This window comes from Rhizobium sp. CF122, from assembly GCF_000282035.1.
Classification (GTDB): domain Bacteria; phylum Pseudomonadota; class Alphaproteobacteria; order Rhizobiales; family Rhizobiaceae; genus Rhizobium.
The window spans coordinates 1-22969 of the sequence record NZ_AKKA01000065.1 but is presented as its reverse complement, the minus strand read 5'-3'; the positions used below and the strand labels follow the sequence as shown (position 1 = coordinate 22969).

Annotated in this window: 23 protein-coding genes and 4 pseudogenes; 19 read left to right on the top strand and 8 right to left on the bottom strand. The window is 58.2% G+C overall.

All coding sequences use genetic code 11. From position 1 onward, the window contains the following. From PMI09_RS31860 to PMI09_RS32150, 4 genes and pseudogenes are all read left to right on the top strand, one after another. Window positions 1-236 (top strand): annotated as a pseudogene (locus PMI09_RS31860) (hypothetical protein); the annotation flags it as partial. A 257-nt stretch (window positions 237-493) separates the two neighbouring features. Then, a complete protein-coding gene (locus PMI09_RS10905) occupies window positions 494-1933 on the top strand; it encodes a DUF1254 domain-containing protein (protein ID WP_007792861.1) in 1440 nt (479 codons plus the stop codon). A gap of 204 nt (window positions 1934-2137) precedes the next feature. Continuing rightward, window positions 2138-2440: pseudogene (locus PMI09_RS32625) on the top strand (hypothetical protein). Between the two features lie 135 nt (window positions 2441-2575). Next, window positions 2576-2813, top strand: a pseudogene (locus PMI09_RS32150) (SAM-dependent methyltransferase); the annotation flags it as partial. Window positions 2814-2899: 86 nt separating this feature from the next. Here PMI09_RS32150 and PMI09_RS10900 read toward each other — a convergent pair. Continuing rightward, entirely contained in the window at window positions 2900-3733 is an 834-nt protein-coding gene (locus tag PMI09_RS10900; RefSeq protein WP_007792859.1) for an SDR family NAD(P)-dependent oxidoreductase, read from the bottom strand. A 100-nt stretch (window positions 3734-3833) separates the two neighbouring features. Further along, complete coding sequence (locus PMI09_RS10895; RefSeq protein ID WP_157213363.1) at window positions 3834-4481, bottom strand: ChrR family anti-sigma-E factor; 648 nt, start codon at window positions 4479-4481, stop codon at window positions 3834-3836. 231 nt (window positions 4482-4712) lie between these two features. On the opposite strand from PMI09_RS10895, the gene PMI09_RS10890 reads away from it, so the two are divergent. The 5 genes from PMI09_RS10890 (at window position 4713) to PMI09_RS10870 (ending at window position 8521) form a co-directional block, all read left to right on the top strand. After that, complete coding sequence (locus tag PMI09_RS10890; RefSeq protein WP_007792853.1) at window positions 4713-5753, top strand: cysteine synthase A; 1041 nt, start codon at window positions 4713-4715, stop codon at window positions 5751-5753. A 6-nt stretch (window positions 5754-5759) separates the two neighbouring features. Then, the gene (locus PMI09_RS10885; RefSeq protein WP_007792851.1) at window positions 5760-6497 is read left to right on the top strand and encodes an alanyl-tRNA editing protein; all 738 of its coding nucleotides are present in this window, start codon (window positions 5760-5762) and stop codon (window positions 6495-6497) included. A gap of 17 nt (window positions 6498-6514) precedes the next feature. Continuing rightward, window positions 6515-7384 carry a 3-mercaptopyruvate sulfurtransferase gene (gene sseA, locus PMI09_RS10880; RefSeq protein WP_007792849.1) on the top strand — a complete coding sequence of 290 codons (870 nt, stop codon included), beginning with the start codon at window positions 6515-6517 and terminating at the stop codon, window positions 7382-7384. A 4-nt stretch (window positions 7385-7388) separates the two neighbouring features. After that, entirely contained in the window at window positions 7389-7952 is a 564-nt protein-coding gene (locus tag PMI09_RS10875) for a GNAT family N-acetyltransferase (protein WP_037082727.1), read from the top strand. Window positions 7953-8053: 101 nt separating this feature from the next. After that, complete coding sequence (locus tag PMI09_RS10870; protein ID WP_007792842.1) at window positions 8054-8521, top strand: DUF1203 domain-containing protein; 468 nt, start codon at window positions 8054-8056, stop codon at window positions 8519-8521. 62 nt (window positions 8522-8583) lie between these two features. Here PMI09_RS10870 and ald read toward each other — a convergent pair whose 3' ends face one another. Further along, on the bottom strand, window positions 8584-9702 hold the full coding sequence (gene ald / locus PMI09_RS10865) for an alanine dehydrogenase (protein ID WP_007792839.1): 1119 nt from the start codon (window positions 9700-9702) through the stop codon (window positions 8584-8586). Window positions 9703-9855: 153 nt separating this feature from the next. Here ald and PMI09_RS10860 point away from each other — a divergent pair, with 153 nt between their 5' ends. The 4 genes and pseudogenes from PMI09_RS10860 to PMI09_RS10845 all read left to right on the top strand — a co-directional run bounded on the left by PMI09_RS10860 (window position 9856) and on the right by PMI09_RS10845 (window position 13790). After that, on the top strand, window positions 9856-10317 hold the full coding sequence (locus PMI09_RS10860; RefSeq protein ID WP_007792837.1) for an Lrp/AsnC family transcriptional regulator: 462 nt from the start codon (window positions 9856-9858) through the stop codon (window positions 10315-10317). Between the two features lie 85 nt (window positions 10318-10402). After that, window positions 10403-11299: a DMT family transporter gene (locus PMI09_RS10855; protein ID WP_007792833.1), complete on the top strand. Its 897-nt coding sequence runs from the start codon at window positions 10403-10405 to the stop codon at window positions 11297-11299. A gap of 70 nt (window positions 11300-11369) precedes the next feature. Continuing rightward, window positions 11370-11696, top strand: a pseudogene (locus PMI09_RS10850) (PilZ domain-containing protein); the annotation flags it as partial. 99 nt (window positions 11697-11795) lie between these two features. Then, window positions 11796-13790, top strand: a complete 1995-nt coding sequence (locus tag PMI09_RS10845) for a bifunctional 2',3'-cyclic-nucleotide 2'-phosphodiesterase/3'-nucleotidase (RefSeq protein WP_007792826.1) — start codon at window positions 11796-11798, stop codon at window positions 13788-13790. 52 nt (window positions 13791-13842) lie between these two features. On the opposite strand, the gene PMI09_RS10840 is transcribed toward PMI09_RS10845, so the two are convergent. Next, window positions 13843-14811, bottom strand: a complete 969-nt coding sequence (locus tag PMI09_RS10840; protein WP_007792823.1) for a LysR family transcriptional regulator — start codon at window positions 14809-14811, stop codon at window positions 13843-13845. Window positions 14812-14952: 141 nt separating this feature from the next. Between PMI09_RS10840 and PMI09_RS10835 the strand changes: the two genes are divergently transcribed. Next, a complete protein-coding gene (locus tag PMI09_RS10835) occupies window positions 14953-15567 on the top strand; it encodes an FMN-dependent NADH-azoreductase (protein ID WP_007792820.1) in 615 nt (204 codons plus the stop codon). A gap of 46 nt (window positions 15568-15613) precedes the next feature. Here the strand turns inward: PMI09_RS10835 and PMI09_RS10830 are convergent, their stop codons facing one another. Continuing rightward, complete coding sequence (locus PMI09_RS10830) at window positions 15614-16192, bottom strand: TetR/AcrR family transcriptional regulator (RefSeq protein ID WP_007792818.1); 579 nt, start codon at window positions 16190-16192, stop codon at window positions 15614-15616. A gap of 104 nt (window positions 16193-16296) precedes the next feature. Between PMI09_RS10830 and PMI09_RS10825 the strand changes: the two genes are divergently transcribed. Further along, window positions 16297-17073, top strand: coding sequence for an SDR family NAD(P)-dependent oxidoreductase (locus PMI09_RS10825; protein ID WP_007792815.1), 777 nt, complete (start codon window positions 16297-16299; stop codon window positions 17071-17073). 3 nt (window positions 17074-17076) lie between these two features. Here the strand turns inward: PMI09_RS10825 and PMI09_RS10820 are convergent, their stop codons facing one another. The 3 genes from PMI09_RS10820 to ilvA form a co-directional block, all read right to left on the bottom strand. After that, window positions 17077-18348, bottom strand: a complete 1272-nt coding sequence (locus tag PMI09_RS10820) for a GGDEF domain-containing protein (RefSeq protein WP_193385391.1) — start codon at window positions 18346-18348, stop codon at window positions 17077-17079. Window positions 18349-18560: 212 nt separating this feature from the next. Then, entirely contained in the window at window positions 18561-18887 is a 327-nt protein-coding gene (locus PMI09_RS10815) for an HlyU family transcriptional regulator (RefSeq protein WP_007792812.1), read from the bottom strand. A 36-nt stretch (window positions 18888-18923) separates the two neighbouring features. Continuing rightward, window positions 18924-20174 carry a threonine ammonia-lyase gene (ilvA, locus tag PMI09_RS10810; RefSeq protein ID WP_037082723.1) on the bottom strand — a complete coding sequence of 417 codons (1251 nt, stop codon included), beginning with the start codon at window positions 20172-20174 and terminating at the stop codon, window positions 18924-18926. 177 nt (window positions 20175-20351) lie between these two features. On the opposite strand from ilvA, the gene PMI09_RS10805 reads away from it, so the two are divergent. From PMI09_RS10805 to PMI09_RS30235, 4 genes are all read left to right on the top strand, one after another. Beyond that, window positions 20352-20729, top strand: a complete 378-nt coding sequence (locus PMI09_RS10805; RefSeq protein WP_007792808.1) for a VanZ family protein — start codon at window positions 20352-20354, stop codon at window positions 20727-20729. Window positions 20730-21017: 288 nt separating this feature from the next. After that, the gene (locus PMI09_RS10800) at window positions 21018-21854 is read left to right on the top strand and encodes a glycosyltransferase (protein ID WP_007792806.1); all 837 of its coding nucleotides are present in this window, start codon (window positions 21018-21020) and stop codon (window positions 21852-21854) included. Window positions 21855-22267: 413 nt separating this feature from the next. Beyond that, window positions 22268-22747, top strand: a complete 480-nt coding sequence (locus PMI09_RS10795) for a hypothetical protein (protein WP_007792804.1) — start codon at window positions 22268-22270, stop codon at window positions 22745-22747. Between the two features lie 59 nt (window positions 22748-22806). Continuing rightward, on the top strand, window positions 22807-22969 hold a 163-nt coding region (locus PMI09_RS30235; RefSeq protein WP_157213362.1), incomplete at its 3' end, for a transposase.

Genomic DNA, 22969 nt, shown 5'->3' with positions numbered 1-22969 from the left:
TGGCGGCCGCCAATGGCGTGAAAGTCAAAGTCCGAGTGCTTCTGGATAGGAGCGGCGCGATTACAGGAATCCAAGCCTTGGAAGCAACAGGGGGCGACAAGGCCACACGAAATGCGGCCACAGAGGCGCTTATTCGCGCGGTTCGCCGAGCCTCGCCATTTTCATCGCTGCCAAAGGAAAACTATGAGGCATGGGGTGCGATGGACATAGGGTTCGATTTTTCAAGCGCGGAGTAGTGCGACCAACTGGGACTTTAGTAGACGGTAGGCTCTGGCATCCCTGCCGTTCTTTTTCACGTCACGCTTCCTTGTCCTGCTAGTACCCATGCGGGGCTCTTTTTGCGGGATGTGGAACCAATATCGTTGTGCGAGCGCTTAAAGGCCCGTCCTACTAGTATGTTACAGTAAATTACTTGTTATTCCTAAGGTTGCGAGGATCATCGACCTTTCCTGCTACTTACACGAGCGGTGAGAAACGAAAGGAAGATGTTCCGATGCTTACGAAGCGTGATCTGCTTACCTCTGCCGCGATGGCAGGAATAGCCGCCACAACAGCCAGTTTCACTCCTGTCAGCGCGAAAAACAAAACCGAATGGCCCGGCCTGGTGGAGGCCAAGGATATAGCCGAGGATGGCTTCATCTACGGCCTGCCGCTGGTGATGAACTACGCCATCATGTACGAGTACGCGGTAGATCGGAATTCAGGGCAGTTCAAAGCGCCGTTCAACCAAATCAAGAACGAGCCCAACGTTTACACCTATAAAGATACAGCAATCGTCACGCCGAACAGCGACACGCCCTATTCCTTCATCTGGATGGATTTGCGGGCAGAGCCGGTGGTACTGTCGGTGCCGGCGATCGACTCCAAGCGCTACTACTCGGTCATGCTCTGTGACGGCAATACCTACAACTACGGCTATATCGGCACCCGAGCCACAGGGAGCGATGCCGGCGACTACATGGTGGTCGGGCCTGACTGGAAGGGTGACACCCCGGCGGGCATCAAGCAGGTGTTCCGTTCGAGCACAGAGTTTTCCCTCGCGGGCTATCGCACCCAGCTTTTTGGCCCGGATGATCTCGATAACGTCAAGAAGGTGCAGGCTGGCTATAAGGTGCAAATGCTATCGGCCTATCTGAAGCAGACGCCGCCGCCGGGCGCGTCAACCGTCGACTTCCCCAAGATCGACAAGGACCTCGTGAAGACCAACTTCTTCGATTATCTCGATTTCGCTCTGCACTTCGCGCCGGCGCAGAGCAATGAGAAGGAGATCCGCGCCAAGCTGGCGCGCATCGGTGTTGGTCCTGGCAAGACTTTCAACTTCAGAGACCTGCCAATGAAGCATAAGCTGGAGATGGGCCTCGGCATGAAGTCGGGCCAGCGGAAAGTCGACAAGGCTGTCGCCGATGCTGGTAAGGCGATTAATGGCTGGCGGGTTAGCGGTCTTCCCGGAGATAGCGCCCACTACAACGGTAACTGGCTGAAGCGTGCTGTCGCCGCTCAAGCGGGCATTTACGGCAATGATCCAGCGGAAGCGACCTATCCGTACACGCGGGTGGATAGCGATGGTCGGACGCTCGATGGAAGCAAACACAATTACACGATCACCTTCCCGGCAGGGCAACTCCCACCGGTGAACTCCTTCTGGTCGGTGACCATGTACGACGGCAAGAGCCAGCTCCTGATCAAGAACCCGATCAATCGGTACCTGATCAACTCGCCAATGTTGCCCGGCATGAAGAAGAACGAGGATGGTTCGCTCACCCTCTACATCCAGAAAGACAGTCCCGGTCCTGACAAGGAAACAAATTGGCTGCCGGCGCCGGATGACACGATCTATTTGGTGATGCGCCTGTACTGGCCAAAAACCGAAGCGCCATCAATCCTGCCGGCTGGAAAGGGCACTTGGCGACCGCCGGCAGTCGTGGCGCAGTAACCTCATCGTCGGCTTTCATTGCCGGAACCAAAAGACAGCGATCGCGTTTTTCCGTTCCTGCCGCAAAACAATAATAGCCGCCTCCCCGCTTGGGTGGATAAAAACTTCGCAACAATGCTTTTGCCGATGGGCTTTGCCATGTCACCCAAACGAAAAACGACGACAAGAGGAAATTCCCATGCGTAGTCCGATGATAGCGCGGCAATTCTTGCTGCGGGTCTGGCAACCTCCGCCTTTGCCTAATCCAATCCCGATCCAATCGGCCCAACGAATGGCGGTTCTACAAATCCCAGCTCCAGCACCTACTGAGGCGACTATACGAGCGGCGATAACGGCACACATCCGATCACTGTCGCTCCGGTTGACCCGACGACCACGCAGAGCATCACACCCCAGCCCAAGGCAATGGATTGCCCGGGTATGCCACAGGTAAATTCGGGTATTGATACCCGTGGCGGCGAGAGTGGCGCATCCATCAGTCCCCCCTGCCGCGAATACGACAACTGATCGGGCCGATGGCCGGCTTCCAAGAGGGCCGGGATGACCGGCCCTTTTCTTGCGCTTGAACCTCCAGAAACTCTCTCCACGAAGGCAGAGACGTCTGTTCCACGCCTACCGTAGTTTCGCGCCAAGAACAAAACGCCGACGCAGGGTCACCCAGCCGAACTTGGCTGGAAGGTGAATTTGTCACTGGTCAGGGACTTTGGTTTCGGGTTAGACTACACTTGCCGAATGGCGCGAGCGTTTTTGTCGGTATGGGAGCGCGTTCGCCCATGGGCTTTGATGAGCGCTTTAAGGGCTCTGGAAATTCTGTTCATTTTATTGTGAAGCAGGCTTCCGCGCTAGAAATATAGACGTCCGCCAGGTCGTCTTTTCGCGGAGCTGCGAGAGCGGGTGGCGGCCTGTTCGACAGATGACCTCCTGTCTGGCCGCCATCCGCCTCGTCCTTGCCTCCGACGTCGAAGACTACTCTGCAGGATGCGCTAGGCCCGGCCGCGCATGCTTTTCTAGCGGCCGCTCCCGCCAGCCTGTGAAGCGATTCACTACCCAGAAATAGAGATTGTAAGGCAGGAGATTGACGAGCTTCATCATGTAGGTGAAGCGCTTCGGGAAGCTAATCTCGAAGCTTTGAGACTTGAGGCCCGCCGAAATTTGTTCTGCTGCCTCCCCCACCGACACCAGCGAGGGCGTGGGAAATTGGTTTCTCTTCATCGTGGACGTATCGACGAAGCCCGGATTGATGAGCTGGATGCGTATGCCCATCTTGTCGAGATCGAATTTGAGGCTCTCCGCCATATTGATCAAGGCGGCTTTTGTGGCGCCGTAGGCCGCACCTGTCGGCAGGCCGCCGTAGCCTGAAACAGACGCGACGATGGCAATTTGCCCCTGCCCCTTCGCCTTCATGTGCCGCACCGCAGGGACGAGGCAATTCACAACGCCCTGCAGATTGACCGCGAAACTCTGCTCAAAATCAGTAAGCTTCAACTCCTCCGCATGGACGGGGAGATAAACGCCGGCGTTAAAGACCGCCAACGCGAGCGCACCATGTTCATATTCGATTGAAGCGAGCACATGCTCCATGTCTTCGGCGTTGGTGACATCTCCGTCCAGCACGATGATGCTGCCGGGCAGATCGGAAGCCTCGACCTGCAATTCGGCAAGCTTTTCATGATCGCGAGCGGTGACAGCGACCTTGTATCCGTCTCCCGCGAGCTTGAGTGCCAACGCTCGCCCAATTCCGCAACTCGCACCCGAAATCCAGGCAATTCCGTGTTCTGGACGAGCGACAAAGTCTTGCATGGCACATATCCTCCGGGCTGTTTTCTGAACGTCAAAACAGGTCCGGGAGTTCCTCGCCATCTCCCGGATTCAACGCAATATCACGCCATTGTGGCTGCTTTCAGCCGATCAGGTCACCTATCAGCTGACGCAAAGATCCGGTCAGCTTGACCGGCGCATCGAGAACCGAAAACGCGATGCAGGGACGGTCCTTTTCGGCGATCGGCCGATGGTCGACGCTCTCGTCTGCTACCGAGATATCGCCAGGTCCGAAACGGCCGCGTGCGTCGTTGAACGCGCCGTCCAGGATTAAGGTGAGTTCCATTCCCTTGTGGGTATGCGCGGGCAGCGCCCGGCCGGCCTTGATCCACATCAGCCTGACTTCGCAGCCATCGATGTCGGTGGAGTATTCCTTGAAGCCTGGAAGCTTCGTCTTCCAAGGCACTGTATCCACATCATAACCGACCAGATTGCGAATCGCCTTCGGGAAGAAGCCCCCGTGTGCCTGTAGATCGGCTGGCGCGTGATCTTCGGCCGGCGGCGCGGAGGCGAAGACGGCAGCGAGCCGTGCCTCGCGATCGCCGATCGCAGTCTCCGGTATCTGCTCGAGAGCCTCACCAGCCAGGGCTTCAAGATCGCTCACGAGCAGACGATGATCTGCCTTCATTTCGAGATGCGATTCCACGAGCACCCGCGCCGGCTCAAGAAGAGATCCGGCGACGTAATGCGCCATCAGTGCATCGACCGTGTCGATATGCTCGTGAACCATGACGGTTTCGGTGATTTCCGCTTTTATAGATTGCTTTGTCAGCATCCGTACGTTGAAAGTCAATCTCCGGATCACGACGGTCGCAAACGGCTCTGGCTCAAGCGCCCTGGACCACGATGAAGTCTAATTTTGTCGCTGCGCTCAAAGGGATGGAATAGCATTTCTTGCCAACCTAGCCTTGTGAAGGGAAAAGACCGTTCCTAAACTAAGCGTTCAAAAGAGGCAGAGTCCATGACCGTCTATCCGTCCGTTCTAGAGGCAATCGGCAACACCCCCTTGATCAAGCTCAAGGGCGCGTCGGAAGCGACCGGCTGCACTATTCTCGGTAAAGCGGAATTTCTCAATCCGGGCCAGTCGGTCAAGGATCGCGCCGCGCTTTACATCATTCGCGATGCAGAGAAGAAAGGTTTGCTGAGACCGGGCGGCGTTATCGTCGAGGGGACGGCCGGCAATACCGGTATCGGCTTGACCGTCGTTGCAAAGGCGCTTGGATACCGAACCGTCATCGTCATCCCGGAGACCCAGAGCCAGGAAAAGAAGGACGCCCTGAAATTGCTCGGTGCCGAGCTCGTCGAGGTGCCCGCCGTTCCCTACAAGAACCCGAACAACTACGTGAAGGTATCCGGAAGGCTTGCCGAGCAGCTGGCGAAGGCGGACCCGAACGGCGCGATCTGGGCAAACCAGTTCGACAATGTCGCCAACCGGCAGGCGCATATTGAAACGACGGCCCGCGAAATCTGGAACGACACGAACGGCAAAGTCGACGGCTTCATCTGCTCCGTTGGCTCGGGCGGGACGCTTGCGGGCGTGGCAGCCGGCCTCAAAGCCTTCAGCAATGACATCAAGATCGGCCTTGCCGATCCCGACGGAGCCGCGCTCTACGAATTCTACAAGAACGGCGAACTTAAATCCGCTGGTTCCTCGATCACCGAAGGAATCGGTCAGGGCCGCATCACGGCAAACCTGGAAGGCTTTACGCCCGATTTCTCTTACAGCATCTCGGATGCCGAAGCCCTGCCCTACGTCTTCGACCTCGTCGAACATGAAGGATTGTGCCTGGGCGGATCGACGGGGATCAACATTGCTGGCTCAGTGCGCCTTGCTAAAGAGCTCGGTCCCGGCCATACCATCGTGACCATCCTCTGCGACTACGGCAACCGCTATCAGTCCAAGCTCTTCAACCCGGATTTCCTAACCTCGAAGGGCTTGCCCGTCCCGGCGTGGCTCGCCAAGACGCAAGACATACAGATCCCGTACGAACCAGCAGCGTGAGACCCCATGCCCGTCAATGCCCTCTATCGTGACGATTTCTATCTTTCCACATGCGAGGCGGTTGTAACCGCCATTCACGAAGACGGGGGCATTGAGCTGGATCAGACCTGCTTCTATGCGACATCGGGAGGCCAGCCGGGCGATACCGGCTTTCTCGAGCGCGCCGACGGCAGCAAGATCGCGCTCGCACAGACAAAGCATGGGGCAAGCAAGGACATCGTCGTCCATGTGCCGCTCGAAGGTGAGACCAAGCCAGTTGTCGGCGAAAAGCTGGTGCTGCACGTCGACTGGCCGCGCCGCTACAAGCTGATGCGAATGCATACCGCCTGTCATCTGCTCTCGGTGGTCTGCTCCTATCCGATCACCGGTGCGGCCGTTGGCGAAGACGAAAGCCGTGTCGACTTCGATATGACCGAGACAATCGACAAGGACGACGTGACCGAAAAACTGATGGAACTGGTGCGGCAGAACCATCCGGTCTACCTGCAATGGATCACCGACGAGGAGCTTGCCGCCAATCCGGGCATCGTCAAATCCAAGAATGTTCGCCCGCCGATCGGCCTAGGCCGGGTCAGCCTTGTCTGCATCGGCGAAAACTCTGCGATTGACAGCCAGCCTTGCGGCGGCACACATGTGTCCGAAACACAGGAAGTCGGCCAGATTCACATTGCCAAGATCGAGAAGAAGGGCAAGGAAAACCGCCGCTTCCGAATTCGCTTCGGCGCTCCCGGCGACGAAGCTTGAAGCCTAGGGAGAGCAGAATGAGCGAAGAGAAGAGCCGGTTCGTCGTTTCGGCCGATTGGCTGCAGGCGGCATTGGGCAAGCCGGATTTGCGCGTCCTAGATGCGTCCTTTTATTTGCCGGCGCAGAAGCGTGATGCCGACGCGGAATATGCCGCCGGCCACATCCCTGGTGCCGTCCGCTTCGATCAGGACAAAATCGCGGATCATTCCGTACCGCTGCCGCACACCATTCCCTCGCCTGAGCTTTTCGCAACTGAGGTCGGAAAACTCGGCATCGGTGAAAACAACCGCATCGTCGTCTACGACGGGATCGGAATGTTCGCATCGCCGCGCGTCTGGTGGCTGTTTCGCGTGATGGGCGCGCGGAATGTGTACGTTCTCGACGGCGGCCTTGACGGATGGAAGTCTGAGGGTCGACCGCTTGAGACAACCGTGCCGCACTATGAGCCCAAGGTATTTAGGCCGACCTACGACGCCTCGCGGGTCGTCACTCTCGACACAATGCGGGATATCGTTGCGAGCGCCGCCCTACAGATAGCCGACGCCAGAAGCGCCGGCCGATTTGCAGCGCTCGAGCCTGAGCCGCGCGCTGGCATGCGCTCCGGTCACATGCCGGGTGCGCGAAACCTGCCGTCGGGTGTCTTCGCCAACCAGGGCCGCTTCAAGTCGCTGCCGGAACTCAAGCAGACGATCGAGGACGCGGGCATAGACCTGTCGAAGCCCGTCGTCACGTCCTGCGGCTCAGGCATCACAGCCGCGATCATTACGCTGGCGCTGGAATCGCTCGGCCATGCCGACAACAAGCTCTACGACGGCTCTTGGAGCGAATGGGGTGGCCGGGACGACACGCCCGTCGTCACTGGCCCGCCAGAACCGGTCAAAGCCTGACGCGATGGTGAAGGCCCCCTCGTCCCTGAAAGCCCATATTACGCGCCTGGAAATGACGGCACCGCCGAAGGCAAGCCTGCCGGTGCCCATCAACATCCAGACGGCGATCATGCGCGCTCCCGATATTCCGCTGCCTTTCTACCGCTATCTCTACCGCCAGGTCGGGGCCCGGTGGCAGTGGGTGGATCGGATACGGATGGTGGACGAGGACCTGGCCAGGGCGCTGCATGATAAGCGCAACAATATCAGCGTGCTCTATGTGAATGGCGCACCCGCCGGTTTCTATGAATATTTCGTCGAGGATGAGGACACCATCGAGCTCTGCCACTTCGGGCTGATCGAGCATGCACTTGGTCTCGGGATCGGAAAGTGGTTCCTGCTGCAGGCACTCTATGCGATCTGGACGCTCAATCCGAAGCGAGTGACGACGACGACCAACAATCTCGATCACCCGCGTGCGCTCCAGCTTTACCAGATGTTCGGCTTTTCTCCGGTCTCCACCGGCGCGGGCATCGTCCGGCCGCTCAGCGACAAGGAACTGCTGGAGCTGAGTAAGAAGGGCTGTTGAGCAGGCCAAACGGAACTCTGGCTGGAGGCGCTTGCGCAGGAATCGGGTGGCTTGCGCGCCTGCAAAGGCGCATCTCATGGCAATCAGCAAGGAGATCTGCAATGACCGACATCCGCTTTTCCGCCATGCCCACTGCCGACGCCGAAAATCTTTGGAACGGCGGTACAGATGCCTACGGTTTCTTGCCCGAGACGATGGTCTCAGACGGCCCGGGCTACCCCTGCCGTCACTGCCTGAACAACATCGATGCGGGCGAGGAACTGCTGGTTTTTGCATACCGGCCGTTTCCCGAGCTTCAGCCCTATGCTGAAACCGGCCCTGTCTTTCTCCACAAGCAACCGTGCGGGCGCTATGTCGCCGAAGAGGTCCTACCACCGGTTCTGACCAGCCCCGATTTCATCGTGCGCGGCTACAATGCCGAAAACCGCATTGTCTACGGCACAGGCGCGGTAACATTGACACCCGACATTCGCTCCTATGCGGCCCAACTCCTCGAGCGGCCGGAGATCGCCTACGTGCACGTGCGGTCAGCGCGCAACAACTGCTATCAGTGCCGTATCGACAGATGACAGCAAAAAGGGCCGATCGCAGGAGAATGCGATCGGCCCTGCCTCACGTAACGTGATGGGAATTACGCTACGTTCAGTACGCTTTCCGGGGCGTAGACTTCATAGCCTAAAGCTTCGGCCACCGGCTTATTGGTGACGCGGCCCTTATGGATGTTGAGACCGTTCCTGAGGTGACGATCCTCCGCGATTGCACGCAGCCCACGGTCCGCAAGCGCCAGCCCATAAACCAGCGTCGCATTGTTCAGGGCATGGGCCGAAGTGACCGGCACGGCGCCTGGCATATTGGCAACGCAATAATGCACCACGTCATCGACAACGTAGGTCGGCTCGGAATGGGTCGTTGCATGCGACGTCTCGAAGCAGCCACCCTGGTCGATGGCGACGTCGACGATCACGGAGCCTCGCTTCATCCCCGACAGCATTTCGCGGGTGACGAGCTTCGGTGCGGCGGCTCCCGGAATGAGCACAGCGCCGATGACGAGGTCTGCCGAGAACACTTCCTCTTCCAGGGCCTGAATGCTGGAATAGCGGGTATGGACGCGACCGCCGAAGATATCGTCGAGCTGGCGCAGGCGCGGCAGAGACTTGTCGAGGATGCTGACGTCGGCACCGAGGCCCGCCGCCATCCTGGCTGCATGCAAACCGACGACGCCGCCGCCGATCACCGCAACCTTGGCCGGCAGCACGCCGGGCACGCCACCAAGCAAGATGCCAAGGCCGCCATTCGCCTTTTGCAGCGCGGTCGCGCCCGCCTGGATCGACAGGCGTCCGGCGACCTCGGACATCGGCGCAAGGAGCGGCAGGCCGCCGCGGTCATCTGTTACAGTCTCATAGGCAACAGCGGTGACGCCGGAGGCGAGGAGGCCCTTGGTCTGTTCCGGATCGGGCGCGAGGTGAAGATAGGTATAGAGAATCTGGCCATCGCGAAGCTGCGCCCATTCGGAGGGCTGCGGCTCCTTGACCTTTACGATCATGTCGCACTTCTCAAAGATTTCCTTGGCCGAGGCAGCAATCTTTGCGCCAGCGGCCGCGTAGGCGGCATCATCGGCACCAATGCCAGCGCCTGCCTTGGTTTCAACCCAGACCTCATGGCCATGGGCGACATATTCACGAACGGATGCAGGTGTCAGGCCGACACGATATTCATGATTCTTGATTTCCTTCGGGCAACCGACACGCATTAGGCGTTCCTCTCTCTTTGTCCGCTTGGCGGAGTGTTTTGACGAGGAAATCCAACCACCACGGCCACGAAATGTCCTTGCAAAGAAGGTTTGCGCCGACACTGATTTTCGAAGATTATTGCAAATTCGAGCAAATAATCGAAAGTCCTTCGAATGTCCGAACTCGACACCATCGATCTTGCGATTCTGAAGACACTTCAGTCCAATGCCCGCATTACCAACGCCGATCTTGCGGCCAAGGTCGGCTTGTCGGCATCGGCCTGCTCTCGGCGGCTTGATATACTGGAGAAAAGCGGCGTCATCAGCGGCTACCACGCGCACGTCTCTCACAAGGCGCTCGACTATAAGATGATCGCGGTGGTGCACATTTCCCTGTCGGGCCAGTTTGCGAAAACGCTTTCCGAATTCGAGGCCGCCGTTAAGCGCTGTCCGAACGTCCTCGTCTGCTACCTGATGTCCGGCGAATACGACTATATTCTCCGAGTCGCCGCCCGTGACCTGGAGGACTACGAGCGCATCCATCGCGACTGGCTCTCGGCGCTTCCACACGTCGTCAAGATCAATTCCAGCTTTGCCTTGCGGGAAGTCATCGACAGGCCAAATGTCGGGCTTTGACAGAGAGCCAAAATCGGCAGACAGTTCTTGCATCGGAGCAGCAGCTTCGTTACCCCTGCCTGATCCCCCGCAGCAAGACGCACGCATGAAATCCAAGACCCAAGGTTATGTTTTCGTCCTGTTGGCGATCACCATCTTCTCGCTGCAGGACGGCATCTCGAAGCATCTGGCATCCGCCTACCCACCCGTCTTCGTTACCATGATCCGCTACTGGGCCTTTGCCGCCTTCACCGTAGCGCTTGCTAGCAGGATGAGGGGTGGCTTGAAACAGACGGCCAACACAAAGAGGCCGCTGCTGCAGGTGATCCGGGGTGTTTTGCTGGCCGCTCAGGTCGTTGTCGTCATCAACTGCTTTGCCCTGATCGGTCTTGCCCACTCGCAGGCGATCTTCTCGGCAACCCCGATTCTCATTGCATTGCTCTCGATGCCTATCCTTGGCGAACGGGTCGGCTGGCGTCGCTGGACGGCAATCGGTGCGGGTCTCGTCGGGGTGCTGCTGATCCTGAAGCCGGAAGGCGAATTCTTCGATGTCAAGCTTCTGCTTGCCGTCTTCTCGTGCTTCCTGTTCGCCTTCTATGTCATCGCCACGCGCCTTGTCAGCCGGGACGACTCGGCCATGACGAGCTTCTTCTACACGGGCGTCGTCGGCGGCATCGCCATGACGCTGGTCGGCCCTTTCTATTGGACCTGGATGTCGGGCTGGGATTGGGTATGGATGGCACTTGTCTGCATGACCAGCATATCGAGCCACTATTTCCTCATCCGTGCGTACGACATGCTGGATGCCACCGCCGTGCAGCCGCTGACCTATCTGCAGCTCGTCTATGCATCGATCATCGGCGTCGTGATCTACAACGAGAAGCTGAACCTCACCATGATCATCGGCTCCGTCATCGTCGTCGCGGCGGGCATTTTCACCGTATGGCGGGAACAGGTCGTTGCACGCAGATCGCGTCGGCAACAGGAATCTCGGCAATTTTAGATCGAGCTATTAAAGCATTCTCAACGTTCGTCCCATAGAATTCATCTGTATGTTTCTGGTGGAGCGTAACATGCAGCGCAATCTGAATATCATTACCCGCAAGGCCGAACGCCGGTCCTGCCGCATATTCGGTAAGGTCCGCTATCTCACCAAAGAAGTGGATGCCCGCATCCTCGACATGTCGGTTACCGGCATGGCCGTCGAAATCCGGGCGCCGATTCATGCCGCTTCCGGCAGCCGTGTACAGGTTCTTGCCGATGATCTCGGCACGCTGCACGGCATCATCCGCTGGAGCCACAATGGCCGTCTGGGAATTCAGTTCGATCCGAATTCCAATGCCCGCGCGCAGGTGGCGTCATATTTCCGGTTCTTCCACAAGGAAGTAAAACCAGTCCTGACGCGATAATCGCCCTGTCATTTTTAGGGTTTACTCCTTCGCAAATCACCATAATCTCGCCCGCGGGCCGGGCGATGCGTGATTTTCGAAGGAGTTTTCATGTCTTCCATTCTCGATCTGCCACCAATGACCCGTCGCTCTCTGCTTGGCGGCATCGCTGCCACGTCTGCACTCGTCCTGCTTCATCCCTTTAGCGCGCGCGCAGCCGCCAATCAGGCTCATCTGCGCCTGATGGAAACGACCGACATTCACGTCAACGTCTTTCCCTACGACTACTATGCCGACAAACCGAACGATACGATGGGTCTGGCGCGCACCGCGACGATCATCGACAACATCCGGGCGGAAGCTGCCAACTCGCTGCTGATCGACAACGGCGACGTGCTGCAGGGCAACCCGATGGGCGACTATATGGCCTATCAGCGCGGGATGAAGGACGGCGATGTGCATCCCGTCATCAAGGCCATGAACACGCTCGGCTACACCGTCGGCACGCTCGGCAACCACGAATTCAACTATGGCCTCGACTTCATGTTCAAGGTGCTGAACGGGGCAAACTTTCCGTTCGTCTGCGCAAACCTGACAAAGGGCCAGCTCGCATCGGATCCGACGAAGGATGAGCTGTTCTTCAAGCCCTACATCATCGTCGGAAAGACCATCAGGGACGGTGCCGGCAACGAGAACATGGTCAAGATCGGCTTCATTGGCTTCGTGCCGCCGCAGATCATGCTGTGGGATATCAAGAACCTCGAAGGCAAGGCGCAGACGCGCGACATCGTCGAAGCTGCTAAGGCCTGGGTGCCGGTCATGAAGCAGGAAGGCGCACATATTGTCATCGCGCTCTCGCATTCCGGCATCGACGGTGCGGCAGCCTCCGAGAAGATGGAAAATGCCTCCCTGCATCTCGCCGCCGTCGATGGAATCGACGCAATTTTCACCGGCCACCAGCACCTTGTCTTCCCCGGCCCCAAGACCTGGGATGGCATCCAGAACGCCGATCCGGTGAAAGGCACCTTGTACGGCAAGCCCGCCGTCATGGCCGGCTTCTGGGGCTCGCATCTCGGCCTGATCGATCTCCTTCTGGAGAAGGACGGCAAGGGCTGGAGGATCGTTGACTTCACCTCCGAAGCTCGGCCGATCTACCACCGCGATGACAAAAAGAAAGTCGTCGCCGATGTGGTCGACAAGAAGGACGTCATCGATGCTGCAAAGGCCGAGCACGAGGCAACGCTCGCTTACGTGCGCACCCCCGTCGGCAAGACCTCAGCCCCGCTCTACTCCTATTTCGCGCTGGTCGCCGACGATCCGTCGGTTCAGATCGTCAGCCAGGCGCAAACCTGGTACATCAAGCAGATGCTCGCCGACACCGAATACAAAGACCTGCCGGTGCTTTCGGCGGCGGCGCCGTTCAAGGCGGGTGGCCGCGGCGGCGCGGACTACTATACGGACGTGCCTGCCGGCGACATCGCGATCAAGAACGTCGCTGACCTCTACCTCTATCCGAACACAGTCCAGGCGGTCGCCATTACTGGCGAGCAGGTGAAGAACTGGCTGGAAATGTCAGCCGCCATGTTCAACGAGGTGAAGCCGGGCTCAAAGGATGCCGAACTGCTGAACAACGCCTTCCCATCCTACAACTTCGATGTGATCGACGGCGTCACCTACCAGATCGATCTATCGCAGCCGCGCCGGTTCGATGATGACGGCAAGCTGAACAATGCCGATGCAAACCGCATCCAGAATCTGCAATTCGACGGTAAGCCCATTGATCTCAAGCAGAAATTCTTGGTCGTCACCAACAATTACCGCGCCGGCGGCGGTGGCAAGTTTCCGGAAATTGCGGCCGACAAGGTCGTCTTCCAGGCGCCGGACACGAACCGCGACGTCATTGTCCGTTTCGTCCACGAGCAGGGGACGATCAATCCGTCGGCCGACGGCAACTGGAGCTTCAAACCGCTGCCGGGGACGACGACGGTCTTCCAGAGCGGTCCTAAAGCCAAGCAATTTCTCGCGGATGTGGAGAGCGTCAAAATCGAGGACGCCGGTGAAGGCACTGACGGATTCTCGAAGTTCAGGCTGATACTCTCGATGTGAGCTTCAGGAGGTTTTCAGCGCGGAATGGGAAGGCGCGGGAATCCGCGTCCTCTTACTCGGCGGCAATCGGTAAATCGGGCGGCGATAGCTCAGCCAGTTGGGCCGTAAAATCGGCGTGCCTGGGGCATTGCTCCAGCCTTACCCGAAACGCTTCGATCATCCAGCTTGCCGCCGGACCAGGCGGGCTGGCGATCCGTCTCATGGCATAGAGCGGATATTCTCCCTGCTCGAAAGCAGGCAAGTCGAGATGGACCAAAGCACCGCTTCTCAGATCGTTGCGAATAAGCGAGGCGGGCAAGCCGCCCCAACCAAGCCCACCGCGAATGAGGGAGTGTTTCGTCGCAATGTCGCTCACCCGCCATGTCTTATAGGAAAGCACATTGAAATCACGGCCCTTTGTCAAACCAGACGCGTCCGTCACCACCAACTGCGTCTCCTCACGGACATCCGCCAGGGTCAGCGGTCTGCCGATCTTCGCCAGCGGATGATCATGCGCGGCAACGGGCATCATGAAGGAATGTCCGATTTGTTCTGCTGCAAGCGCATCGTGTTGCTTCAGCAGAGCGCCGCCGATGCCTATCGTTGCTTTGCCGCTCAAAACGAGATCCATCACCACACCGAGTTCACCCACCGTCAAACTGAGCGCCACGGACGGGAACTTGTCACGGAACCCGCGCAGCACGTCGACGACCGCGTGCGACGGCACCATGACGCTGATCGCCACGGAGACTTCGGCCTCCAGCCCTTCCTTCAGCCCTTTCACGCGGGCACGCATCACCTCGAGATCCGAGACAAGCCGCCGCGCATCCTCAAGAAGCGCCTTGCCCGCCTCCGTCAGCTTCGGCTGCCTTGCGCCGGAGCGCTCGAAGAGCGCCACTTCCAATTGAGCCTCGAGGTTGGCGATTGTGTAGCTGATGACCGATTGAGCGCGGTTTAGCGAGCGCGAAGCGGCCGAAAAGCTGCCCGTTTCCGCAACGGTGAGAAACACCTGCAGCTGGTCCAATGTCGGATTCGGAAGCATTTACCATCCAATCTATCGATGCTTTTGATCGACATTATCACAGTTTTTTCGATAGCCAGCCAGTCCTATTTTCTGCCTCGAAACAGCGGCTCGAAGCTCCCAAGACGTGCCGCAGAACCCAATTCGAGAGGAAATTCAATCATGTCGTCCATCCTGCTTTTGACTTCCAGCCCCCGCGTAGACTCGCTTTCCACCACGATCGCGGCTGACCTCGTCGAGAAGATCAAGGCTCAGCAGCCGGGCAGCGCTGTCGTTCGTCGCGACCTCGCCGCCAACCCGCTCCCGCATATCGACGATCTCTTCACCGCTGCCATCCGCAAGCCGGCCGATGACCGCACCGCCGCCGAAGCCGCCGCAGTGAAGACCTCCGACGAGCTCGTCGCCGAACTGCTCGCAGCGGACACGATCGTCATCGGCACCGGTCTCATCAACTTCAACATCTACTCGTCGCTGAAGACCTGGATCGACAATGTCGCTCGCGCCGGCCTCACCTTCACGTACACCGAAAGCGGCCCGGTTGGCCTTGCTACCGGCAAGAAGGTCTACGTCGTTCTCGCCTCCGGCGGCGTTTACTCGCAGGGACCGGCCGCCGGCATGAATCATGCTGTTCCGTATCTGAAGTCGGTTCTCGGCTTCCTCGGTATCACCGACATCGAAACTATTTACGTCGAAGGTCTCGCCTTTGGCCCGGAAGCTGCGGAAAAGGCAATTGGCGCTGCCAAGGCTCGCGCCGAGGAAATCGCCCTCGCCGCGTAATTGGTGTCCAGACTGATGTTGAAACGGCCGGCTCTCACCGGCCGTTTCATTTTGTGCCGAGTTCGTTCACGAAAGCCTTCACAGTATCGAGTATCTCGCTAGCGAGGACTTCATCGTTCGCGATCCGTGCGAGGCCGAGTGCGCCGATCATGAGACAGGACGTGATAATCGCCTTGCGGCGCGCCTCTGTTTCATTGGCCGCAGCCATGCGCGCCTGCATGTTGTGCAAGTTCGTCTTCATCTGATCGGTCGCGAGCGATCGACACCTCTCCCCACCGCGCGCGATATCAGCCGTGAGGGCTGCGAACGGGCACCCTCCGGCCGTATCGTTTCGGTGTTCCCGGCTCAGATAGCTGGCCGTATATTCCTCCAGCGCGATGTCCGCCGGCGCCCGCCCTTCGGACCGCACTTTCGCGGCCCAGGAGCCAAAGGCTGCCTGCATCGCCTCGGCGACCAGCTCGTCACGCGACGCAAAATGCTTGTAGAAGCCACCGACCGTCAGCCCCGCCTCCTTCATCAGATCCGCGACCCCGACGCCTTCAAGACCCTTCTCGCGCAAACGTTTCGAAGCAATCTCGACGATCCTCTCGTGCGTCTTGCGCTTATCCTGCTGTGAGTGGCCCATGAAATTCTCTCCCGGGATCGGTTGACTTACAAAGATTACAATCATAATCCTTATGGATGTTGATCGTAATCCAGATCAGGAAAATTTCCAAGAGGAGTTATGCAATGCGTCTGCAGAATAAGGTCGCCCTCATCACGGGCGGAAATAGTGGCATCGGTCTTGCGACCGCCAAGGTCTTCCTCGATGAAGGGGCCAAGGTGATCATTACGGGGCGCAACACCGAGACCCTCGCCGCGGCCGAAAAGGCGCTAGGCGGCAACGTGCTCGCGCTGAAGCTCGACGTTACTGATGTAGCGGCCACGGAACGGGTATTTGCAGAAGCAGCTGCTAAATTCGGCAAGCTTGACGTGCTTTTTGCGAATGCGGGTATTGGCGGTGCTACGCCACTTGGCGGGACGTCACTGGAGCAATTTAACGCCATCATCACTACCAACCTGACCGCCGTCTTCTTCACGGTCCAATCGGCTCTTCCGCATCTGAACGATGGCGGTTCTGTCATCCTCAACGGATCCGTGCATGCGGTGCTCGGTGCGCCTGGCTGGTCGGCCTATGCCGCCACAAAGGGTGCTGTGCGCGCCATGACCCGCAATATGGCGTCCGAGCTTGCACCGCATGGTATCCGTGTCAATCAGGTGACGCCCGGCGGCACCAAGACACCGATCTGGCAGCCAATGGCATCCACGGCCGATGCAATGTCCGCGCTCGAAGCCCGACTGGGCGGCATGAGTCCGCTCGGACGAATGAACGAAGCGGAGGAAATTGCCAAGGCTGCGCTCTATTTCGCCTCAAGTGATTCGACCAACGTCACAGGGATCGAGATCGTGGTCGACGGCGGCGCGACGGGCGCACCCTCCGGTGCCAAGATTTTCCGCGCCGGGTAATCGCTAGCCCGTCTTCACAAGCCCAGGCTTGCCAACAACGCAATTGCGGCCGCCTTTCTTTGCCTGATAAAGCCGCTCATCGGCAGCCGAAAGGACGGTTGTGAAGCTCACGCCGTCGGTATCGGCTGTCGCCACGCCGATGCTGACGGTCACCGGCTTGCCATCCGGCGTCTTGACGCTGCTTGCGATCGTCCAGCGCAAGCGTTCGGCAAGTCGCATTCCCTCGGCATGGTCGGTTGCCGGGCAGACCGCGACAAATTCCTCGCCGCCAAAGCGGAACACGCGGTCGGCCGATCGCAAAATGGTCCCGAGGCGAAGCGTGATCGCCTTCAACACCTCATCTCCCTGCAGATGCCCGAAGCGGTCATTAACGTCCTTGAAATGGTCTGCGTCCAGAATGATCACAGTAGCCAACTGCCCTTGCCGCAACGCTTCGCGGACCATGACCGGCGCCTCCATCTCCATGCGCGTACGGTCGTAGACACCCGTCAGAACGTCCCTACCCGTCCGGTTCAGCAGGTCGTTGTAGCGCTCCCGGAAAGTCAGGTCACTGAAGACATCGCTGATCGGCCGCACGCTCGCGGGAACGCCGTCGCGGCGTATCCAAATCTCGTAGACGGCAAAGAGCGCCGTATAGATGCAGACGGCGAACATCTTTGCCCTCCACCCGTCCCAGAAGGCGGAGGCCGGAATCTCGAGGAAATAGTGCAATGCACCGAAGAACCCGATCTGATCGAAAGTTAGGAGGACAAAGCCACAGATCATGAACCGTAGGATGATCCTGCGCTTCAAATAGCGGCCGAGACGCTCGTACAGGAGGATAATGCCGATGGAATCGAGATACAGAAGCGTTGTTCCCCAGACCATGAGCCAGCCCATTTCCTTGAGGAAATCGAAGTTCGCGCCGTACCCGCGCGGCTGATCGATTGGCGTATGCAACTGAAGCAGCCACGCTACGGCGACCGTCAGGATATTGCCGAGAAACAGGCCGTAGATCGGCTGGCGAACCGTAGCGGCATCCTCCTGCAGATACAGCATGAGGATCATCATCAGCTTGCCGGCGAAGAACACCGACGAACCGGGCGACGCAACGCCGAATGGCAGCGCGACATAAAACACGGCCGCGAGGTAAGTCTCCATGAAATGCATGACGCCGAGGGCTGTGAGAAACACACCCAGGCCAAGGCGCTGGCGAAAATGCAGCAGCGTCACCATGAGCGTGAAATAGCCAACGGCCTCAATGACAAACAGCAGCAGATTAAAGGCTTGCATCAGGCGCCTCTCTCCCCAGCCAGCGCACCAACGCCAGAGGCGGCGCGCCGCGCCAAGAATCAGCGGCGGCGAACATGAGTGGCTGTCCGTGTGTGGTGTAAGGCACGTGGCCGTCCTGCAAGGCTGCGAACACCAAGATTCCTCGCAATCCTTTAAGATTACGTGAGGATTAATACCGTCACGTCAGACACCGGAGAGACCGCGTCGGAAGCGGATCAGACCTGACGAATTTTTGCACCATCGCTGAACAACGACGGGCCGTTCTGATCGATGATCTGTTGCGCTTTGCGCACCGTGCACTCGATCGCATCGTCGGAAGATCCAAACATGTCGGCGCGAATGAAGTTGCGCACGAGGACTTCTCCACCGACCGTCTTCTCGATCCGGCCAGCAAGGCGATACTGGCCGCCCTCTTTCTGCGGCTCGGCGTAGATCGTGCAGTCGCCGTAGAGCTGCGGCTCGGAAGAGACGCCTGCCGGAGCGTCAGCAGATTTGCCGCCGCCTGAAAACATTGAGAAAATGCTGGAGAAGATCGAAGCCATACTCCGCCTTTATCATGGCAGCTCGTGCCGGAAAAGTTAAATGATGAGGTTTGCGAGGATCTCGTTTTCAGTGATGTCCTCGAAGCCGATGGCGGCATTCTCGAAGTTCGCGATGAGTTGCGCAAAATTCTCCGGCGCCTTGGTTTCGATGCCGATGAGGACCGAGCCGAAATTGCGAGCCGTCTTCTTCAGATACTCGAAACGGGCGATGTCGTCGTCCGGACCGAGCAGGTTCAGGAAATCGCGCAATGCGCCCGGCCGCTGCGGCATCCGCAGGATGAAGTACTTCTTCAAGCCGGCGTAGCGCATTGCGCGCTCCTTGACATCGGGAAGGCGCTCGAAATCGAAGTTGCCGCCAGAAACGACGGCCACGACCGTTTTGCCCCTCAGCACTTCCGGATCCATTGCAGCGATCGCGGTCAGTGACAGCGCCCCTGCCGGCTCGAGAACAACGCCCTCCACGTTCAGCATCTCGCCAATGGTCACGCAGATCGCGTTTTCCGGCATCAGCATGACCTGCCCGGTCGGGAATGTTTCCAGGGCGGCGAAGTTCAGATCCCCGATCCGCGCCACCGCCGCGCCGTCGACGAAATTGTCAACCTTGGTGAGCGTCACCAAGCGCCCCGCGTCAATACTTCGCTTCAGGCTCGGCGCTCCGGCCGGCTCCGTAAAGATGAAGCCGGATTTCGGCATGAGGCCATCGAGATAGCCGGTGATGCCAGCCGCAAGGCCGCCGCCACCCACCGGCATCACCACCATATCAGGTAGCGTTCCTTCGGGCAGCTGTTGCAGGATTTCCGCAGCGACCGTCGCCTGCCCTTCGATGATATCAGCATGGTCGAAAGGCGGCACCATCACACCGTCGATCGCCTCGACGTGATCGCGGGCGGCCTGGTAGCATTGATCGAAGAAGTCGCCCGTCAGCTTGATGGTGATGAACTCGGCGCCAAAGATGCGAGTCTTGTCGATCTTCTGCTGCGGCGTCGTTACCGGCATGAAGACAACACCAGGCACGCCGAAATAGCGGCAGACAAAAGCGAAGCCCTGGGCATGGTTGCCGGCCGAGGCACAGACGAAGGTCTTACCGCCAGCGCCCATGGCGATCGCCTTGCGGAAGAAATTGAAGGCGCCGCGAATCTTGTAGGAGCGCACCGGCGAAAGATCTTCACGCTTCAACCAGATGTCGGCGCCATAACGCGCCGACAGGTGCTCGTTCAGCTGCAGTGGCGTTGCTGGAAAGAGGCTGCGCATGGCCGCCTCGGCGCTCTCGACATCCTGTCTGGTCACGGTCGTTCGTCCATTCCTGTTTTGCTCTCGCTATCGCACAAGTGAGCGGAGCGAGAAAGCCCATATCCGACGATATTGTTTACTTCAAAAGTCATCTTTTAAATCGGAGTTCCAAAGCTGGTCGGATAACGCAATTGTGCGCTATCAATTCGCTCACGATGCGGCTACATCGCCCCGATGATATCAAGTAAATTTGCAAAGCCGGCTGCCTGGCTGCTTCTCGCGGCCATTATTTTCGTCACGCTGTCGCCGATCGGGCTGCGGCCGCATACCGTGACCTCGGTCAATCTCGACCGCGCGCTCGCCTATTTGTTGGTCGGCTTCATGTTCGCGGTCGCCTATCCCAGGCATTGGCTCGCGGTCGCCGTTCTCCTAATCTTTGGCGCATTGGCGATCGAATATCTGCAATATCTGTCGCCGACGCGCCACGCGCGCCTGCACGACGCGCTCGTCAAGATCCTCGGCGCATCTGCGGGAATATTCGCTGCCCGCGTGTGCGCAACATCCACAGCTGGCACCTCAGAGATAAAAACGCAGCTGCTTGGTGACGACTAATCGGCTGAGTCTTCGCTGGAAAAGCTTGGTGCAACTGCCAACCGCAAGATGTCGCAATTCATACGCTGCATTTTTTACAAGCTATTTTTCTCAATATAGCTCGCAGATTAGATGAAAAATGATCAAGAACCCTTTCGTTCGCACAACGTTTGAATGTCGGCTGGGCACGGCGCCGAATTCAGATGCCACGCCTATCCCACTCGTTCTAACTGGTCGGCTTGGTTGACTTAACTCAACTCGGAATGGCATAGTGCCACCCAACTTCCCATCAATGACTTACAGTTCCGCATGTCCACTACATTGCGCATCATCTCGCTCTCTACCATCCCTCCACGTTTCGCCAAGCTTGCACCGACCCTTAACAGCCTAGTTAAGCAGAACGGCGCAGTGGATGAGATCCGGCTCTACGTTCCCAAACGCTATCGGCGGTTTCCTGACTACGACGGATCCGTTCCATCCGTGCCCACTGGGATCACGATAGTTCGACCTGAAGAAGACATGGGACCTGCATCTAAGGTGCTGTTTGCCGCACGCGAGCTCCGTGGGAAAAAGGCACAAATTCTGTTCTGCGATGACGACAAGGTGTTCTCGCCCAATTGGGCCTCTCAGTTGTTCGCGGCACAGGACGAGCGACCAGCGGAATGCGTAGCCCTGATCGGCAAGGACGTGCCAACCCATATTGCGAAACCCTCCGCCATCGTGCCGAAAGCAGTGCGCAGACGGAAAATGGATCTTTTGCTCCGCGCCCGCCGACTACGGCATAAGTTCGCTTCCATGGTGTTGCGTTTGGACCAGCCGAAACCGATGCCGACGTTGGTTGCGAAGGGCGGCTACGTGGATGTGCTTCAAGGGCTCGGCGGTGCCGTCGTGCGTCCAGAGTTTTTCGATGATATCGCGTATGACATCCCTGAAGTCATATGGGCAGTCGATGACGTTTGGTTGTCCGGCATGCTTGCGCTGAAAGGTATCCCGATCTGGCTCCCTGCTGGGCTGGAAGAACCACGGACGACCGCTGCACACGATGTCGCCTCACTATACCTCGCCACCATCGAGGGTGCGGTCCGTAGCGAAGCCAATCGCCAGTGCATCGAGTACATGCAGCAGCATTTCAATATATGGCGATAAATTGCGCCACGATTGGGTATGCAGAGCTTCCCAAAACAGATTCGCTAAGTTATTGCGATCGTTGAACGCGAGCGTGGCGAAACTGGTAGACGCAAGGGACTTAAAATTCTTTCGGTCCGTTGTTTACATTGATTTTTTTTGCACAACGTAATCTCGAAAACAGATGAAATCAGATGCAAAATCCCTCGTTTTGCACAACGGATTGCGCTTGTGGAAGCTCAGGCCTGCGAGATCCAGCGTCGAGAATTTCGCGCATACTGGCCGCGGGTAAAATCACACAAACAAAAGGTGGTGAACAAGCAAAGGTAGAGGCTGGACGCACTGTGCGGGGACGGGCAACATCCATGGATGTACTAGGCCGTGAACTCATAAATTGAGTAGAATCGGTCATGCAAGTCGGCTAGTCGTAGTCCATGCTCAAGTTTGATAAACTACAACTCGGCCAAGGTTGGGTGGCCGAACCAAATGCGCCAGAGCCCCAGGTTTCAGTTGAGGGCTCCTCCGTCAACGTCCGTTTCCGGTCGTATAGACCCGTGCGCGACAAAAAGCCGACGGGTATTCTCAGGGCGTTGAGCCTGTTTTCGAAGACCAGCCCGAAATTTGATGAGACATGGGGCACTTTGAGATTTGTTGGTTGCAGCCGCTGGCGCTGGGACAGCACCAATGATCATGAATGGTATAAGGTAGGCGGCCATGGTCGTTACAGCGGTGTGGCTCCTCGTTGGGGCGAGTTCTATGAGCTAATCGGTCTCGACCCTGACCGCGATGCCGTGTCTTGGGAAAAGATCGGGGCAGACACCGTTAGCTCTCGGCATTTCCTATATTATTTTCGCGATGAAACGCTTGAGTTCATGGCCGAAGAATGGTCGTTCATCCCCGACCTGACGGCCTAAATCGGCTCGTTCGGCGCTGGGACTTTCCTGTCGTTGCACCACCTGATTCAGATTCAGGGATGAGCTGCTATGATCTGACCGACTTTGAATGGCGCGTAATTGCGCCTCTCCTACCTAACAAGCCGCGAGGCGTGCCTCGCGTCGATGACCGACGGGTGCTCAACGGCATCTTTTGGGTTCTACGATCCGGTGCCCCTTGGGTAAGACCGTATGTCCTTCTTC